Origin of the sequence: Xanthomonas sp. WHRI 7064 (assembly GCF_040202355.2) — a bacterium.
Taxonomy (GTDB): domain Bacteria; phylum Pseudomonadota; class Gammaproteobacteria; order Xanthomonadales; family Xanthomonadaceae; genus Xanthomonas; species Xanthomonas arboricola.
Map to the genome: position 1 here is coordinate 1,932,614 of NZ_CP167821.1, position 16,845 is coordinate 1,949,458.

At 66.5% G+C, this 16,845-nt stretch carries 12 protein-coding genes; 9 read left to right on the forward strand and 3 right to left on the reverse strand.

Annotated elements, in window-relative coordinates:
- Position 1 precedes the first annotated feature (1 nt).
- Both zipA and ABQY74_RS08420 read left to right on the forward strand, forming a co-directional pair.
- Entirely contained in the window at positions 2-733 is a 732-nt protein-coding gene (gene zipA / locus ABQY74_RS08415) for a cell division protein ZipA (protein WP_024939850.1), read from the forward strand.
- 188 nt (positions 734-921) lie between these two features.
- Positions 922-1,326 (forward strand): hypothetical protein, encoded by a 405-nt coding sequence (locus ABQY74_RS08420; protein ID WP_349793677.1) that lies wholly within the window; start codon positions 922-924, stop codon positions 1,324-1,326.
- A gap of 284 nt (positions 1,327-1,610) precedes the next feature.
- Here ABQY74_RS08420 and ABQY74_RS08425 read toward each other — a convergent pair whose 3' ends face one another.
- Positions 1,611-2,735 carry a pyridoxal phosphate-dependent aminotransferase gene (locus ABQY74_RS08425; protein ID WP_349793675.1) on the reverse strand — a complete coding sequence of 375 codons (1,125 nt, stop codon included), beginning with the start codon at positions 2,733-2,735 and terminating at the stop codon, positions 1,611-1,613.
- Between the two features lie 176 nt (positions 2,736-2,911).
- Between ABQY74_RS08425 and ligA the strand changes: the two genes are divergently transcribed.
- From ligA to ABQY74_RS08440, 3 genes are all read left to right on the forward strand, one after another.
- A complete protein-coding gene (gene ligA / locus ABQY74_RS08430) occupies positions 2,912-5,413 on the forward strand; it encodes an NAD-dependent DNA ligase LigA (RefSeq protein WP_349793673.1) in 2,502 nt (833 codons plus the stop codon).
- Complete coding sequence (gene epmA, locus ABQY74_RS08435) at positions 5,410-6,372, forward strand: EF-P lysine aminoacylase EpmA (RefSeq protein WP_104589118.1); 963 nt, start codon at positions 5,410-5,412, stop codon at positions 6,370-6,372. The genes ligA and epmA overlap by 4 nt, the downstream gene beginning before the upstream one ends.
- 156 nt (positions 6,373-6,528) lie before the next feature.
- The gene (locus tag ABQY74_RS08440) at positions 6,529-7,215 is read left to right on the forward strand and encodes a DUF3011 domain-containing protein (RefSeq protein WP_349793670.1); all 687 of its coding nucleotides are present in this window, start codon (positions 6,529-6,531) and stop codon (positions 7,213-7,215) included.
- Positions 7,216-7,604: 389 nt separating this feature from the next.
- Here ABQY74_RS08440 and ABQY74_RS08445 read toward each other — a convergent pair whose 3' ends face one another.
- On the reverse strand, positions 7,605-7,868 hold the full coding sequence (locus ABQY74_RS08445) for a hypothetical protein (RefSeq protein ID WP_349793668.1): 264 nt from the start codon (positions 7,866-7,868) through the stop codon (positions 7,605-7,607).
- On the opposite strand from ABQY74_RS08445, the gene mtnA reads away from it, so the two are divergent.
- The 3 genes from mtnA to ABQY74_RS08460 all read left to right on the forward strand — a co-directional run bounded on the left by mtnA (position 7,851) and on the right by ABQY74_RS08460 (position 14,508).
- Positions 7,851-8,915 carry an S-methyl-5-thioribose-1-phosphate isomerase gene (gene mtnA, locus ABQY74_RS08450; protein ID WP_349793666.1) on the forward strand — a complete coding sequence of 355 codons (1,065 nt, stop codon included), beginning with the start codon at positions 7,851-7,853 and terminating at the stop codon, positions 8,913-8,915. The genes ABQY74_RS08445 and mtnA overlap by 18 nt on opposite strands.
- Before the next feature lie 209 nt (positions 8,916-9,124).
- Entirely contained in the window at positions 9,125-11,836 is a 2,712-nt protein-coding gene (gene gyrA, locus ABQY74_RS08455) for a DNA gyrase subunit A (protein ID WP_039520640.1), read from the forward strand.
- A gap of 194 nt (positions 11,837-12,030) precedes the next feature.
- The gene (locus ABQY74_RS08460) at positions 12,031-14,508 is read left to right on the forward strand and encodes a membrane-bound PQQ-dependent dehydrogenase, glucose/quinate/shikimate family (RefSeq protein ID WP_349793663.1); all 2,478 of its coding nucleotides are present in this window, start codon (positions 12,031-12,033) and stop codon (positions 14,506-14,508) included.
- A gap of 227 nt (positions 14,509-14,735) precedes the next feature.
- Here ABQY74_RS08460 and ABQY74_RS08465 read toward each other — a convergent pair whose 3' ends face one another.
- A complete protein-coding gene (locus ABQY74_RS08465; protein ID WP_349793661.1) occupies positions 14,736-15,464 on the reverse strand; it encodes a hypothetical protein in 729 nt (242 codons plus the stop codon).
- A 308-nt stretch (positions 15,465-15,772) separates the two neighbouring features.
- Here ABQY74_RS08465 and ABQY74_RS08470 point away from each other — a divergent pair, with 308 nt between their 5' ends.
- Positions 15,773-16,759, forward strand: a complete 987-nt coding sequence (locus ABQY74_RS08470; protein ID WP_349793659.1) for a hypothetical protein — start codon at positions 15,773-15,775, stop codon at positions 16,757-16,759.
- Positions 16,760-16,845: the final 86 nt, after the last annotated feature.

A 16,845-nucleotide genomic window follows, 5' to 3' on the forward strand; every position in this document is an offset into this window, starting at 1 on the left:
AATGTCCGACATGGCCATGATCCGGATCGGGATCCTGATCGCTGGACTGCTGCTGGTCGCGGCCATCTTCCTGTTTGGTCGCCCGAAAAAATCGCCGCAAGGGCGCCGGGTCGACAAGGACGACGGGCAACCGCGCGAGCGCCGCGAGCCGGTGATCTCCAGCGAGCCTGGCGTGGACGGCGACCCGTTCGAGCGCAATGAAGGCGCCGAGCAAAGCGAACTGAACCTGGACGATGCCGATGCGGCCGGCGGCAACGATGTCGGCAAGCGGCCCAACCAGGATTTCGACAAGATCGTCTCGCTGTTCGTGGCCGCCAAGGCCGGCCAGGTGCTGCGCGGCGAAGACGTGGTGGTCGCTGCCGAGAAGACCGGGCTGGTGTTCGGTCACATGAATGTCTTCCACCGTCTGGTGGAAGGGCATCCGGAGCGCGGGCCGATCTTCAGCATGGCCAGCATCCTCAAGCCCGGCAGCTTCGACATGGCCAACATCCGCGAGATGCAGACCCCGGCGATTGCGTTCTTCCTCACCTTGCCGGCACCGATGACCGCGCTGGATGCCTGGGAAAAGATGCTGCCGACCGTGCAGCGCATGGCCGAGCTGCTCGACGGCGTGGTGCTGGACGACAGCCGCAATGCGCTGGGCCGCCAGCGCGTGGCGCATATCCGCGACGAACTGCGCGCCTACGATCGCCAGCACCAGGCACCGCCGCTGACCAAGTCGCCGCGCTGGTGAGTGCGTATTGCTTTTAAGTGCGCGCTGCTGGTGATGTGCGTGGGTGGTGATTGCGCACCGCTGGTGATCGAGCGTCGCTGAGTCAGTGATTGCGAGCCATTGACCGCGAGTCATCCCGACCGTGAGTCGTCCATACGCGGTCTGAGTCGCGACCTGCCGCAGGGCGCGTCCTAGCGTAGAGGTGAACGATGTGGAGCTTGCAGGGCGCGCTGGCGGTGCTGATGTTGCTGGCGGTGTGGGCCATCCTGGCCGCACCGCTGCTATGGATGGTGTCGCGGATTGCGCTGCGTTTGCGCAAAGGCGCGTCGACAAGCCCACATCGCGCGCAATGGAGCTCGATCGGCTTTGCCGCTGCAGTGGCGCTGCTGGTTGCGCCAGTGCCAACGCCCATCGTCACTGTCTTCCTGCCGCATGCAATCGCGCTGTTGGATGCAAGCTACTACGCGCGCATCTTTCAGGGCCCGCCGATGATGCGCCAGCTCCTGGTGTGGATTGCGGTGTCGATGGCGCTGACGTTTGCGCTCAGCTACGTGTGGATCCGGCGCGTGCTGCGTCCGAATGCTGCCGCGCCTCTTCCAACGCCCACGCGATAGGAAATCAAAGCCCCTCTCTCCTGGGCGAGAACGCACCGCTCGCGCGCCACCGGCGCGCGTGCCTTGGAGCGCTCGCGCTGCTTGCGCGGGCCGGTGCGCGGAGCGGGGGTTGAGCTGGGGGTACGGAGGCGAAGCAGTGGAGCAGTCGGTGATCCAGGTCTGCCGGCGCGTGGCGACGCGCTTGTCATTACAGGTCTTGGCAGATCTCCGAGGCGCACCCTCATCCGCCGCTTCGGGGCACCTTCTCCCGAGAGGAGAAGGGATGACCACTCTGTGCTTGGCGATCAGCGCTTGGCCTTGGTAAACGCCTCGCGAAAGCGCAGCATCTCCGCCTCGGTGCCGACGCTCACGCGCACGCGCTTGGGCCAGATCGGCCAGCTGCGGCCAACGATGACGCTTTGTTTCTGCATCGAGTCGGCGAACACGCCGGCGTCGCGCTTGACGTCGAGCAGGAAGCAATTGGCCTGCGTGGGCAGGCAGGTGTAGCCCTTGCTCTTGAGCCAGGCGATGGTGTCGTCGCGCACGCGGGCGTTCTCCGCGCGGCGGGTCTGCACCAGCTGCGGGTCGCGCAGGCTGGCGATGCCGGCGGCCATTGCCGGTACCGACAACGGGTTGCTGCCCAGGCTGGCGAGCTTGGTCTGCAGCCCCGGCGGCGCCAGCGCGGCGCCCAGGCGCAGGCCGGCCATGCCGTAGAGCTTGGAGAAGCTGCGCAGCACGATCAGGTCCTGGCGCTGACGCACCAGGTCCGCCATGGACGGCTCGTTGCTGTAGTGGATATACGCCTCGTCGACCACCAGCACCGCGCTGGCCGGCTTGTTGGCCAGCAGCCACTCGATATCGGCGCGCGGGGTGATGGCGCCGCTGGCGTTGCCGGGGTTGCACAGGTAGATCAGGCCGGCGGTCGGGTCGGCCTTAGCCATCGCCTTGACGTCGTGCGCGCCATCGGCCCGCAGCGGCACCTTGCGCACCGGCACGCCGCGGGCGGTGGCGCTGTCGATGATCGGGTCGAAGCTCGGGTCGGCCACCACCAGCCCGGCACGTGCCGAGGTGAACAGGCTGCCGGCACGCAGCAGCGCGTCCCTGGAGCCGGGAAAGAACGCCAGATGGTCGCCGGGCAGTTGCAGCTCGCCGGTCATCAGGTTGCGCAGGTCCTGCTCCATCTCGAACTGATAGCGGCCTGCACGTGCCAGCGAGCGCGTTGCCGCGTCCACTGCGGCGGGCGAGGGGCCGAGCGGATGTTCGTTGAGATTGAGAAACACCGCGCCCGCTGCCGGCGCCATACCCGGCTTGGCCGGCGCAGCCGCACGCTTGCGGGCTGCCTCGGCCGCGGGTGCCAGTCCCAGTGCGGAGATCGCCACGCCAACGCTGGCAAGGCTGAGAAACGAACGGCGCGAAACGGGCAACGGCACGGTGAGCTCCAGGCGAGCAGGCAAAGAGGGCGCCACGCTAGCGGGTTTGTGCCTGTCTGCCTATCGGGAAATCGCTGCCGGGCTCGCTGTCGCGCGATTTGGTCGGCGGTCCGGCAGCACTTGCACACCGGCACGGCCCGTTAGAATGGGCGGCCCAGAGCCAGCCCAGCGATCGTATGACTGTCAGCCCGGATCCCGCTCAGCGCATCGACGCCCTGCGTCATCGTATCGAGGACGCCAACTACCGCTATCACGTGCTCGACGAGCCGCAGATGGCCGACGTCGACTACGACCGCCTGATGCGTGAACTTGAGGCCCTGGAGGCGGCGCACCCGGAGCTGGCCAGCGCCGATTCGCCGACCCAGCGCGTCGGCCACCTGGCCGCGTCGCGCTTTGCCGAAGTGCGCCATGCCCTGCCGATGCTGTCGTTGGGCAATGCCTTCAGCGACGAGGAAGTGACCGAGTTCGTACGGCGGATCAGCGAGCGGCTGGAGGTGAAACAGCCGCTGTTCTCGGCCGAGCCCAAGCTCGATGGCCTGGCGATCAGCCTGCGCTACGAAAACGGCGAGTTCGTGCAGGGCGCAACGCGCGGCGACGGCGCCACCGGTGAGGATGTCAGCGCCAATCTGCGTACTGTCAAGGCGATTCCGCTGCGCCTGCGTGGCGAAGGCTGGCCGCAGGTACTGGAGGTGCGCGGCGAGGTGTACATGCCGCGCGCCGCCTTCGAGGCCTACAACGCGCAGGCGCGCCTGCAGGGCGGCAAGGTGCTGGCCAATCCGCGCAATGGCGCTGCAGGCTCGCTGCGTCAGCTGGATGCGCGCATCACGGCGCAGCGCCCGTTGAGTTTCTTTGCGTATGGCGTGGGCGAAGTGAGTGAAGGTGCGTTGCCGCAGACGCATTCGGCGATCCTGGCGCAGTTGCGCGCATGGGGTTTCCCGGTCAGCGCCCTGGTCGAGGTGGTGCAGGGTAGCGACGGCCTGTTGGCGTACTACCAACGCATCGGTGAGGCGCGCGACGGCTTGCCCTTCGATATCGATGGCGTGGTCTACAAGCTCGACGATCTGGCCGGGCAGCGCGAGATGGGCTTTGTCTCGCGTGCGCCACGCTGGGCGATCGCGCACAAGTTCCCGGCACAGGAGCAGTCCACCACGGTGGAGGCGATCGAGATCCAGATCGGCCGTACCGGTGCGGCCACGCCGGTGGCGCGGCTCAAGCCGGTGCACGTGGCCGGGGTGGTCGTCACCAACGCCACGCTGCACAACGCCGACCAGATCGCGCGGCTGGATGTGCGCGTGGGCGATACGGTGATCGTGCGGCGTGCCGGCGATGTGATTCCCGAAGTGGCCGGCGTGGTTGCCGATCAACGGCCGCCCGGCACCCAGCCATGGCAGATGCCCACGCACTGCCCGGTCTGCGGGTCGGAAATCGTGCGCGAGGAAGGCGAGGCGGTGTGGCGCTGCTCCGGCGAGCTGACCTGCCCGGCACAGCGCAAGGAAGCGTTCCGGCATTTCGTCTCGCGCCGTGCGATGGATGTCGATGGGCTGGGCGAAAAATTCATCGAGGTGCTGGTCGATAGCGGCGTGGTGCAGGGCGTGGCCGATCTGTATCTGCTCAACGTGGACCAGCTGCTGCAATTGCGCATGATCAGCACCGCCGAAAGCCCGCACGCATTCCTGCGCGAGGCGCGCGAGCATCTGGCCAGCGGTGCGTACGGCCAGCTGGAAAATACCGTGGTCGGCATCGGTGTGGATCTGGCCGGCGAGCGCGAGGCGCCGCACACCTGGCAGGCCGATCTGTTGCGCGCCGGGCTGCCGGCGTTCGACTGGAACCGCAAGAAGATCGCCACCAAGTGGGCGGAAAACCTGATCGAGGCGATCGAGCAATCGCGCGATACCACGCTGGAGCGTTTCCTGTTTGCGCTCGGCATCGAGCATGTCGGCGAGAGCACCGCCAAGGCCTTGTCGGCGTGGTTCGGTGATCTGGAGCTGATCCGCCATCTGCCGTGGCCGCTGTTCAAGCGCGTGCCCGATATCGGTGGCGAGGTGGCGCGCTCGCTTGGGCACTTCTTTGACCAGCCCGGCAATCAGCAGGCCATCGACGACCTGCTGCAGCGTGGCGTGCGCATTGGCGATGCGCATCCGCCATCACCCAAGCTGCGCGAGGCGCTGAGCTTTGCCAGCGTGCTGCAGGACATGGATATCCCCAAGGTGACGCCGGTGCGTGCGCAGCAGCTGGCTGCCGCGGTGGCCTCCTTCGATGCGCTGCGCAGCGCCGGGTCCGATGTCTTGTTGCAGGCCGGCGTTCCCGCGCCGGTGGTGGCATCGCTGCTGCAATGGTTGGAGCGGCCGGAAAATGCAGCCTTGGCAAGCGCTGCGCAGCAGGCGATGGAAACGGTGCTGTCGCGTCTGCCCAACGCCGACGCGCCGCAAGCCGGGCCGCTCGATGGCCAGACCGTGGTGATCACCGGGACCCTGGCTGCGCTCACCCGCGATGCGGCCAAGCAACGGCTGGAAGCGCTGGGCGCCAAGGTCGCCGGCAGCGTCTCCAAGAAAACCGCGTTTCTGGTGGCCGGCGAAGAAGCCGGGTCCAAGCTGGACAAGGCGCAGTCGCTGGGCGTGGAGATCTGGGACGAGGCGCGCTTGCTGGCCTTCCTCGGCGAGCACGGCCAGCAACCATGACCGCGACGCAGGTCGATCTGGACGCGTTGCGGTTGCGCGCGCGGCTCAACGCGCTGATCCGCGATTTCTTCGCCGAGCGCGGCGTGCTGGAAGTGGAGACGCCGGTGCTGTCGGAGGCCGGCAATACCGAGCCGAATATCGACAGTTTCAGCACGCGCTTCAGCGGCCATGTCGATGCCGGCGCGCCGGTGCGCTGGTTGCGCACCTCGCCGGAATATCCGCTCAAGCGGCTGCTGGCGGCCGGGGTGGGCGACTGCTACGAGCTGGGGCGGGTGTTCCGCAATGGCGAGGCCGGCGGCCGCCACAACCCCGAGTTCAGCATGCTCGAGTGGTACCGGGTGGGCTGGGACGATCGCGCCCTGGCGCAGGAGACCGTTGAGTTGGTGCGCCGCGCGCTTGCGCTGGTCGGGCGCCAGGCGCAGGTGCAGGTGCTGAGCTATCGCGCGCTGTTCGTGCAGGCGCTGGGCATCGACCCGTTGCGCGATTCGATCGAAACGCTGCGCGCACCGCTGCACGACATCGCCATCGATCCGGATGGCCTGACCCGCGACGACTGGCTGGATCTGCTGATGACCCACCGCCTCCAGCCTGGCTTTGCCAGCGACACGCTGACCGTGGTGCACGACTGGCCTGCCAGCCAATGCGCGTTGGCGCGCATCCGCCCCGGGGAGCCGCCGGTGGCCGAGCGCTTCGAGCTGTATCTGGGCGCCTACGAGGTTGCCAACGGGTACCACGAGCTCAACGATGCGCAGGAGCAGCGGGCGCGTTTCATGCGCGACAACGCGGTGCGTGCGGCGCGCGGATTGCCGCAGCTGCCAGTGGATGAGCGGCTGCTGGCGGTGCTGTCGCAGCTGCCCGATTGCGCGGGGGTGGCGGTCGGTGTGGACCGGCTGTTGATGGCCATGCGCGGCACCACGCAGATTGCCGATGTGCTGGCCTTCGCGTTCGCCCGCGCCTGACCCACGGCGGTACCCAGTGTCTGCGCGGCACCGGGCGCGCGCCGGTTGCCATCCCGCTGTCATCGCCACCGTATTGCTATCTTCACATCGATGATGCTCTCATCGTGGCGTCCACGGGGGCGCGGCGCAGAGTGTGTTTGGGTGAGGATTGTCGGCATGAAGTGGCTGATCAGCTTATGCGGTTTGTGGTGCTTGCCGCTGCTGATGCTGGCCGATGTGCGTGCAGCGGATCGCGCCTCCGGCGTCGTCCGTTGCGAGTCCAAGGACATGGCGCGCGTGCATTGTGCGATGGATACCGAGCACGGCGTCCAGCTGGTACGCCAGCTGTCCGAGACCAGTTGCATCCGTGGCAGCGAGTGGGACATCGAACGCGGTGGCGTATGGGTCGAACAGGGCTGCCGTGCAGAGTTTGCGACCGCACGGGCGCTGAGCGCTCCGCAGATGCGCCGCGTGGTGCGCTGCGATTCCAACGGCGGCAAGGTGGTGTGTCCGGTGGTGCTGCGTGGTGCGCCGGTGCGCCTGCTGCGCCAGCGCTCGGTGTGGCCGTGCAAGGAAGGCCGCAGCTGGGGCGCGCGCCGTAACGAAATCTGGGTCTCGCGCGGCTGCGATGGCGAATTCGAGGTCGCTGCCGAGGACGGTTCCGGCTTCGTGGCCATGCCACGCATGGTGACCTGCGAATCGAAGAAGGGCGCGCGCCGCACCTGCGGGATCTCGGTGGAGCGCCAGGTGCGTGTGGGCCGGCAGATCTCCAAGAAGGAATGCGTGGAAGGCCAGACCTGGGGCTGGAGCCGCGACGGCGTGTGGGTCAACGACGGCTGCCGCGCCGAGTTCATCGTCGACTGATGGACTGACGAAACCGCTGCTCTCCATCGCACAGGTGGGCGTAGCCGGCGCCGTGGCCCCCGTCAGCACGCGACCAGGTTGGTGAGGGCGTCTAGCCCTCAACCAGCTCTGCTTGGAACATCCAGACCACGCTGAAGCTCAAGCTCCCAGTTGTCCTGAGATGTGATTGAACGGGGTGCGGATGCGTCGGGTGTGGAGCGGGCGATCTGCGGCTTGGCTGCGGGGCCCTTGCCCGCCCACCCTCGCGGGACACGCCGCAAGTACGTCCTTGTAGGCGCTTACGCGGCATCCATGCCGCGTAAGGTCCGGCGACGGTAGGCGGGCAAGGACCCGTCGGGATGGTCGGTGTGCGTGGTGCAGGCAGGGCATGACGTGCGCTGGTTGGATCACTATGCGTCGGCCAGCTTCTCTTTGCCTTGCCATTGCAAGCCGGGCAACTGAAAGGCGTTCAACACGCCACCTGCCAACTTTTCATCCGCCTCGCGCAGGCTGCGCAACAGGCTTTCAAGAAGCAGCCGGCCAACTCTCTGGCGCGGTGCGGACGCCGCGCACTCGACCAGCTCAGTAGCGACATCGCCAGCGGGCTGAGCGATGCGGCCACTGACTGGGCTGCCCGCGCGCCTTACAATGTCCGGATGAACGACAGCGCCCATATCGATTACGCCCGCTACGACCATATCCGCCCGCTGCTGTGGACGGGCGATGCCCTGGAACTGCTCGACCAGCGCAAGCTGCCCTTCGTGGTCGAACATGTGCGTTGCGACACCAGCGATGCCGTGGCCGAGGCGATCCATTCGCTGGCGGTACGCGGCGCGCCGGCGATCGGCATTGCGGCCGGGTGGGGCGTGGTGCTGGCGGCGCGCGACATCGTTGCCGACGACGGCAGTGCGGCCCTTCAGAAGCTCGAACCGGCGCTGTTGCGGCTCAATGCCGCGCGTCCGACCGCGGTCAACCTGGCCTGGGCGCTGATGCGCATGCGTCGCGTGCTGGGCGCTGCCGGTGCCGACTGGCGCGAGGTGATCGCGCGCGAGGCGCAGGCCATCGCCGACGAAGACCTGGCGGCCAACCGGCATATGGGCGCGCTGGGTGCGTCGTTGATCGAGACCGGCAGCGGCGTGCTGACCCATTGCAATACCGGTTCGCTGGCCACCGCCGGCTTCGGTACCGCGCTGGGCGTGATCCGTGCTGGGGTGGCGCAGCAGCGCATCGCCAAGGTGTTTGCCGGCGAGACCCGGCCGTGGTTGCAGGGCGCGCGCCTGACCGTGTGGGAGCTGCAGCAGGATGGCATCGACGCGACCCTGATCGCCGATTCGGCCGCCGCGCATCTGATGAGGTCCGGGCTGGTGCAGTGGGTCATCGTCGGCGCCGACCGCATCTGCGCCAACGGCGATACCGCCAACAAGATCGGCACCTATCAGCTGGCGATCGCCGCGCGCCACCACGGCGTCAAGTTCATGGTGGTGGCACCGTCGTCCACGGTGGACATGGACACCGCCAGCGGCGATCAGATCGAGATCGAGCAGCGCGACCCGGGCGAATTGTTCGGGGTCGGCGGCGTGCGCACGGTGGCCGATGGCATCAACGCCTGGAATCCGGTGTTCGATGTCACCCCCGGCAGCCTGATAGATGCGATCGTCACCGAACGCGGGGTGATCGCGCAGCCGGACCTGGCGCGCATGCAGGCAGCGTTCGGCGGCTGAGGCCAGTGCGGCGCACTATCGCCGCATCGCCCCGCCAAAATCCTGCAAGTGCTTGTTTCTGGCCGGTAAACCGGCGGCATCGTGGTGCCCCTTCGTGATACAATCCGGGGCTTGAAACGATCGGCGGGAGCGTGGGGTCGGCAGCCTGTTGTCAGGGCGCCCCCGACGCGGCTTTCCGGCTCGCCCGCCACCTCACTTACGGAACCCGAATGGCAGAAACCGCCAAGGAAATCATCCAGGTCAATCTGGAAGACGAGATGCGCAAGAGCTATCTCGATTACGCGATGAGCGTGATCGTGGGCCGCGCACTCCCCGATGCCCGTGATGGCCTCAAACCCGTGCACCGTCGCGTCCTGTACGCCATGCACGAGCTGGGCGCACACAGCAACAAGGCCTACTTCAAGTCGGCGCGTATCGTCGGCGACGTCATCGGTAAATACCACCCGCACGGCGACCAGTCGGTGTACGACACGCTGGTGCGCATGGCGCAGCCGTTCTCGCTGCGCTACATGATGGTGGACGGCCAGGGTAACTTCGGTTCGGTCGATGGCGACTCCGCCGCGGCAATGCGTTACACCGAGTCGCGCATGTCGCGGCTGGCGCATGAGCTGATGGCCGACATCGACAAGGAAACCGTCGATTTCCAGCCCAATTACGACGAAAAGGAACAGGAGCCGACGGTCATGCCGACCCGGTTCCCGAGCCTGCTGGTCAACGGCTCGGCCGGTATCGCGGTGGGCATGGCCACCAACATCCCGCCGCATAATCTGACCGAGGCGATCAACGCCTGCATCGCCTTGATCGACACGCCGGAGCTGGATGTCGAAGGCCTGATGGAATACATCCCCGGCCCGGATTTCCCCACCGCCGGCATCATCAACGGCACCGCCGGCATCGCTGCCGGTTACCGCACCGGCCGTGGCCGCGTGCGCATGCGCGCCAAGGCCGATGTGGAAGTGGCCGACAACGGCCGTGAAGCGATCATCGTCACCGAGATTCCGTATCAGGTGAACAAGGCGCGGCTGATCGAGAAGATCGCCGAGCTGGTCAAGGAAAAGAAGCTCGAAGGCATCAGCGAGCTGCGCGACGAGTCCGACAAGGACGGCATGCGCATCTACATCGAGGTCAAGCGCGGCGAGTCGGCCGAGGTTGTGCTCAACAACCTGTATCAGCAGACCCAGATGGAGTCGGTGTTCGGCATCAACATGGTGGCGCTGATCGACGGCCGCCCGCAGTTGATGAACCTCAAGCAGATGCTGCAGGCGTTCATCCGCCACCGCCGCGAAGTGGTGACCCGCCGCACCATCTTTGAACTGCGCAAGGCGCGTGCGCGTGCGCATGTGCTGGAAGGCCTGACCGTCGCGTTGGCCAACATCGACGAGATGATCGAGCTGATCAAGACCTCGGCCAACCCGCAGGAAGCGCGCGAGCGCATGCTGGCCAAGACCTGGGAACCGGGTCTTGTCGGTGCGCTGCTGGGCGCCGCCGGTGCCGAAGCCTCCAAGCCGGAAGATCTGGCCCCGGGCGTGGGCCTGGCCAACGGCTTCTATCAGCTCAGTGAAGTGCAGGCCTCGCAGATCCTGGAAATGCGCCTGCATCGCCTGACCGGGTTGGAGCAGGAAAAGCTGACCGACGAGTACAAGCAGTTGCTTGAGGTCATCCAGGGCCTGATCCGCATCCTGGAAAACCCCGACGTGCTGTTGCAGGTGATTCGCGACGAGCTGATCAACATCCGCGAGGAGTACGGCGACGAACGCCGCACCGAGATCCGTCACAGCGAAGAAGATCTGGACATCCTGGACCTGATTTCGCCGGAAGACGTGGTGGTGACGCTCTCGCATGCCGGCTATGCCAAGCGCCAGCCGGTCAGCGCATATCGTGCGCAGCGCCGTGGTGGCCGCGGCCGGTCTGCGGCGGCGACCAAGGAAGAGGATTTCATCGACCAGCTGTGGCTGGTCAACACGCACGACACGCTGCTGACCTTCACCAGCAGCGGCAAGGTGTTCTGGCTGCCGGTGTACCAGTTGCCGGAGGCCGGCTCCAATGCGCGTGGCCGTCCGATCATCAACTGGATTCCGCTGGAACCCGGCGAGCGTGTGCAGGCGGTGCTGCCGGTGCGCGAATACGCCGACAACCGCTATGTGTTCTTCGCCACGCGCAACGGCACGGTCAAGAAGACCCCGCTGAGCGAATTCGCGTTCCGCCTGGCACGCGGCAAGATCGCGATCAACCTCGATGAGGGCGATGCGCTGGTCGGTGTGGCCTTGACCGATGGCGATCGCGACGTGTTGCTGTTCGCCTCCAACGGCAAGACCGTGCGCTTTGGCGAATCCACCGTGCGTTCGATGGGCCGGACCGCCACCGGTGTGCGCGGCATCCGTCTGACCAAGGGCGAAGAGGTGGTCAGCCTGATCGTGGCCGAGCGTGCAGGCGGCATCGAAGGCGATGTCGAGGACGAGGGTGTCGAGGACGTGGTGGAGAGCACGGATGGTGTCGAGGCAGAGGTGATCGACGTCGCCGAGAGCGACGACATGGCCTACATCCTCACCGCCACCGAGAACGGCTACGGCAAGCGCACCCCGCTGACCGAGTACCCGCGCAAGGGCCGCGGTACGCAGGGCGTGATCGGCATCCAGACCACCGAGCGCAACGGCAAGCTGGTGCGTGCGGTGCTGCTGGGCGCCACCGACGAAGTGCTGCTGATTTCCGATGGCGGTACGCTGGTGCGCACCCGCGGTTCGGAAATCTCGCGCGTGGGTCGCAATACCCAGGGCGTGACCTTGATCCGCTTGTCCAAGGGCGAAAAGCTGCAGGCGGTCGAACGCCTGGATGCCTCGCTGGATGAGGCCGAGGATGTGCTGGACGATGCAGCGGTTGCACCGGCAGCAAGTGCAGGCGACCTGCCACCGACCGAAGCGTGATCGCAGCAGGCGAGCAATGCAGCTGAAGAAAAACGCCGGCGCACAGCCGGCGTTTTTTATTGCACGCGATGACATCTGCAACGCAGTGTTTTTCGACGGCGTTCGCAAAGAACGCGGTTTTTTCACCGCGGCGGGTCGAAGGTTGGGGGTGGTGTGGCGGCGTTGCGTCGCCGCAGATCGAAGAGGAACAACTGATGACGACATTGCATCGTCCTTCCCGTCGCGGCCACTGGGCGCTGGCGACGTTGGGAGGCGTGATTGGAGTGCTGGGCACCGTGCTGCTGGCCGGCGGCGTGTGGCTGGCCGCGCTGGGCGGCTCCTGGTATTACGCGCCTGTGGGCGTGGCTTTGCTGATCGCCGGCGTATTGCTGTTTCGCGGTCGCAATGCGGGCGCGTGGTGGCTTGCCGCAGTGGTGGCGGCGACGTTGCTGTGGACATGGTGGGAATCGGGCAGCGACTACTGGCGTTGGGTGCCGCGACTTGGCTTGATCGTCGGCCTGGCATTCGTGCTGGCGCTGCTGCTGCCGAAGCTGGAGCGCCCGGTATCGCGTGCGGTATCGCGCAGCGTGGCCGGCGTTCTGGCGGCGGTGTTCGTGGTGGCCTTCGCGCTCGCCTTCGTGCCGTTTGGAGTGACCGAGGCCGATGGCGCGCTGGCACACGCCGCCGGCATGGCCGTGGGCCTGGTCAAGCGCAGCGCGTCTGCAGCGCCGGCCGCCGCCGACGGGCAGCCGGGCAATGCGCCTGCCGACGACGACTGGGCCGCGTATGGACGCAGCCAGGCCGGGCAGCGCTATTCGCCGCTGCAGCAGATCAACCGCGACAACGTTGCGCAATTGAAGCAGGCCTGGGTCTTCCACACCGGCGACCTGCCGAGCAAGCGCTGGGGTGCGGAAACCACGCCGCTGAAGGTGGGCGACAGCCTGTACCTGTGCACCGCGCGCAATCAGGTGATCGCGCTGGATGCCGCCAGTGGCAAGGAGCGTTGGCGCTACGATCCCAAGGTCAAGGACGAGGCGATTCCGTATACGGCCGCCTGCCGTGGTGTGTCGTACTACCAGGTGCCGGTGGCAGCCAACGACGCCGCCGCAGCAGTGGCAGCGGATGGGGCGCCGCTGTGCCGCACGCGCATCATCGAAGGCACGCTGGATGGCCGCCTGATCGCGCTGGATGCGCGTAGCGGCAAGCCGTGCACGGATTTCGGCAACAACGGCCAGGTCGACATCACCGTCGGCATGGGGCAGACGCCGCCGGGTTATGTGTCGATCAATTCGCCGCCCGCCATCGTGCGCGGGGTGGTGGTCACCGGCCATCAGGTGCTGGACGGGCAGAAGCGTTACGAGCCGTCCGGTGTGATCGAGGGCTTCGATGCGGTGACCGGCCAATTGCGCTGGGCCTGGGACATGACCCATCCGGACTGGAACGGCGCACCGCCGCCGGGCCAGACCTGGACGCGTGGCACGCCGAACATGTGGACCACCGCCGCGGCCGACGAACAGCTGGGCTATGTGTATCTGCCGATGGGTAACTCCACCGCCGATTACTGGAGCAGCTCGCGCACGCCGCAGGAGAATCGCTATGCGACCTCGCTGGTGGCGCTGGATGTCACCACCGGCAAGCCGGTGTGGAATTTCCAGACTACGCATATCGATGCGTGGGATTATGACCTGGGCTCGCAGCCGAGCCTGATCGACTTCCCCAAGGACGGCGTCAACGTGCCGGCAGTGTTGTTGCCGAGCAAGCAGGGCGAGTTGTACGTGCTGGATCGGCGTACCGGCAAGCCGCTGGTGGGCGTGGAAGAACGCGCAGTGCCAGGCGGTGGCGTGGAGCCGCAGATGCGTGCCAAGACGCAGCCATTTTCGCTGTACCACACGCTGCGCAAGCCGGATCTGACCGAGCGCGACATGTGGGGGATGACGCCGATCGATCAGCTGGTCTGCCGCATCCAGTTCCGCAAGGCCAGCTACAAGGGCATCTACACGCCGCCGGAAGCCGACCGTCATTCGATCGAATACCCCGGCTACAACGGTGGTTCGGACTGGGGCAGCGTGTCGGTGGATCCGCAGCGCGGCGTGATTGTGGCCAACTACAACGACATGCCCAACTACAACCTGCTGGTGCCGCGCGCCAAGGCCGACAAACTGGGCTGGGCGCCGCGCGATGAAGCGCGCGGCGATGCAGGTGGCGCAGAAGGCGCGGGCGATCCGCAGGCCGGCACGCCGTACGCGATCAACGTCAACGCCGGCTGGCGTCTGCCGTTCACCAAGCTGCTGTGCAAGCAGCCGCCGTATGGCGGCATTCGTGCAGTCGATCTGGCCAGCGGCAAGACGCTTTGGGACCGCCCGTTCGGCAGCGCACGCGGCAATGGTCCGTTCGGCATTCGCTCGGGTCTGCCGATCGAGATCGGCACGCCCAACAACGGCGGTTCGGTGGTGACGGCCAGTGGCTTGATCTTCATTGCCGCAGCCACCGACGACCTGATCCGCGCCATCGATCTGGCCACCGGCAAGGAGCTGTGGCATGCCAAGCTGCCGGCCGGCGGCCAGGCCAACCCGATGGTCTACGCCTACAACGGCCGCGAGTATCTGGTGATCATGGCCGGGGGCCACCACTTCATGGAAACGCCTGCAGGCGATGCCGTGGTGGCCTACGCGCTGCCGCAGCAGGCACCATGACGTAGGCAGGGACCAAACCCGCCAACCAAGGCGAACCGGCCAGTCCCGAGGCCTGAAACAAAAAAGCGCACCGCAAACGGTGCGCTTTTTTCATGGGCAATCGCATCGCAGCAGTCGCTGCATCGGGAAGCGGTCAAACAGCATGCATCTACCTGTTGACCCAACAGAACCCCGCACCCACGCTCATACGATTCCCGATTCCCGATTCCCGATTCCCGATTCCCGACTCACCCAACGTTAGCCGCAACCGCATCCTCCATCACCGCATCGCGCACATCCTGCGCCAGCGTCGCCTTGACGATGATCGAGCGGATGGCATCGGTGGCATCCGACAGCGGCACATCGCTGCTCAGGCGCTGGAAGGTGTCGCGGCTGTTGTAGCCGGACCCGTCCTTCAGATAGTGGTCGTACATCGACAACAGGTCCTGGCAGGCGGTGATCAGCGCCGCGGCGTTGCCGCGCAACAGGGCATAGCCGATCTGGTCGAAGCTGTGCAGGCAATCGGCCAGCCAATGCAGGTCGTAACGGGCGGTGGCCGGTTCCGGCGCAGTGTGGCCGCGGCTGTAGGCGCTGTAGCGGCGCAGGCTGCGTGCCACCCGTGCGACGTGCGCGAACAACGTGCCAATCTCGTTGGCGATATCCAGCCGCTGCACCATCACCATCGGAATGACCTGGCTGTCGGCAGCCGGCGCCTGTTCGGCGGCCGTCTGTTCCTGCTGCTCCAGCGATTGCTTGAGGACGGTGTAGCTGCGTTGCAGCGATTCCAGCTCCAGCACGCTGGCGGCCGCACGCGCCTTCGCCTGCGAGAGCGCAGCCTGGTAGCGGGCAAGGCTGTCCTGGGTGCTGGCGAGCTGGCCGGATTCGGCGCGCAGCTGGCGGCCACGCACGAACGCCAGCACGGTGGCAATCAGCGCCCAGAGCGCGAATGCAGGCACCAGGTAGATCAAGATGCCCATGGAGATCCCTCGAAACGTTGCATACCTTGTCGGCCCGCACGCGGTGGACTTGAGGGCAATCGTCGAGAATGTGATGGGCAACGATGTCCTCGCTCGCAGCCCGACGCCGGAAGCTGTCGCGCCCCCTGACCAAAGGCACGTGGCGGGCGGTATCCCGGCATGCTCGAATCAGCGCACTCGCCAGCCCGGAGCCTTGCATGCGCAGATGGATCGATCGCTGGCCGCCAACGTTGCGGCGCATCCGCTCAGCCGGACTGATCTGGGTCGTGATGTGTACCACCGCGCATGCCGCGCCAGCCGTGCCAGCCATGCCGTCATCGGCACCCGTGCAGGTGGGTTACAGCGAGGCCACGGACCTGTTCAATCTGCTGGATAACCTGTCGGACTGGTTGCCCGGCTATACGGCGCCAGTGTATCGCAGCTATTTCGAAACCCATGGCGGGCTGGACCCGGCCGATCGTGCAGCACTTGTGGCCTACGCAGCTTTCCGTCGGCGCACCTCGGGGCTGACAAAGGACGACGATCTGGAGATGCTCGACCGCGTGTTTGCGCCAGATGCTACCCGTGAGGTGGATCCTTTCTCCCGGCATTTCCTCGGGAATGCGGGATTCGAGGCCTCAGCGGATGCCGCCATTGCCGAGCAGTCGGCAGACGACCAGGCGATGTTGCACGCGTACTTTGCCCGCTTCGTTCCGCGCGCCAGGCGCGTGGTCGCCGTTGCACCGCGTTTCGCGCAACAGGCGCGCGAGCTGGGCGAGGAACTGTCCAACCCCGCCGTCTCGCGGTTGGCAGCGCAGATGCGGGCGTTCTTTGCGGTGCCGGAGCCTGCGGTGTTCCAGGCAAGATTCGTCTGGTGGCCGGAGCCGGACACCACCCAGGCCAAGGTACGTGGACGCACCATGCTGCTGTATTCGCAGCATGATGCGCGCACCGGCACGGCCTCGATGGACTGGGCGCCGATCGTGTTGCATGAATTGAGTCACTACCTGTCTGCGGGGCAGCCCTTGGCGCGCAAACGCATGCTCGCTGCCAATTTCGTGCGGCTGTGTCCGGGTGCGAGCACCTTGCGTAACCCGCTCAACGCGCTGGAAGAGCCGTTGGCGATCTACTGGGGACAGTATCGCTTCGAGCAGGCGGTGCGCGGGCGTTCGCTGCCGCCGTCGTCGCAGTGGTATATCCAGGCGGACGCCGATCGCGCGGCGAAGGCGATCGCAGCGGCCTATCCAGCAAGCAGTGCGGCACCGGTGCTCGATGACAACGCATTGCTGGCCGCTGCTGCATCGGCCTGCAAGTAGACCGTCGTGGAGCTGAGAGCGGCCAATCGCATGCAGCCGATAGTCGTTGCCTGCTGCGGACGCTGCGCCCACAACCGGTGATGTCC

Bases quoted from the DNA above. Each gene is read 5' to 3' on its own strand.
- ligA (WP_349793673.1), top strand. From the start codon at position 2,912: ATGACTGTCAGCCCGGATCCCGCTCAGCGCATCGACGCCCTGCGTCAT.
- mtnA (WP_349793666.1), top strand. From the start codon at position 7,851: ATGAACGACAGCGCCCATATCGATTACGCCCGCTACGACCATATCCGC.
- ABQY74_RS08420 (WP_349793677.1), top strand. From the start codon at position 922: ATGTGGAGCTTGCAGGGCGCGCTGGCGGTGCTGATGTTGCTGGCGGTG.
- ABQY74_RS08465 (WP_349793661.1), bottom strand. From the start codon at position 15,464: ATGGGCATCTTGATCTACCTGGTGCCTGCATTCGCGCTCTGGGCGCTG.
- ABQY74_RS08445 (WP_349793668.1), bottom strand. From the start codon at position 7,868: ATGGGCGCTGTCGTTCATCCGGACATTGTAAGGCGCGCGGGCAGCCCA.
- zipA (WP_024939850.1), top strand. From the start codon at position 2: ATGTCCGACATGGCCATGATCCGGATCGGGATCCTGATCGCTGGACTG.
- ABQY74_RS08460 (WP_349793663.1), top strand. From the start codon at position 12,031: ATGACGACATTGCATCGTCCTTCCCGTCGCGGCCACTGGGCGCTGGCG.
- ABQY74_RS08470 (WP_349793659.1), top strand. From the start codon at position 15,773: ATGCCGTCATCGGCACCCGTGCAGGTGGGTTACAGCGAGGCCACGGAC.
- ABQY74_RS08440 (WP_349793670.1), top strand. From the start codon at position 6,529: ATGAAGTGGCTGATCAGCTTATGCGGTTTGTGGTGCTTGCCGCTGCTG.
- gyrA (WP_039520640.1), top strand. From the start codon at position 9,125: ATGGCAGAAACCGCCAAGGAAATCATCCAGGTCAATCTGGAAGACGAG.
- epmA (WP_104589118.1), top strand. From the start codon at position 5,410: ATGACCGCGACGCAGGTCGATCTGGACGCGTTGCGGTTGCGCGCGCGG.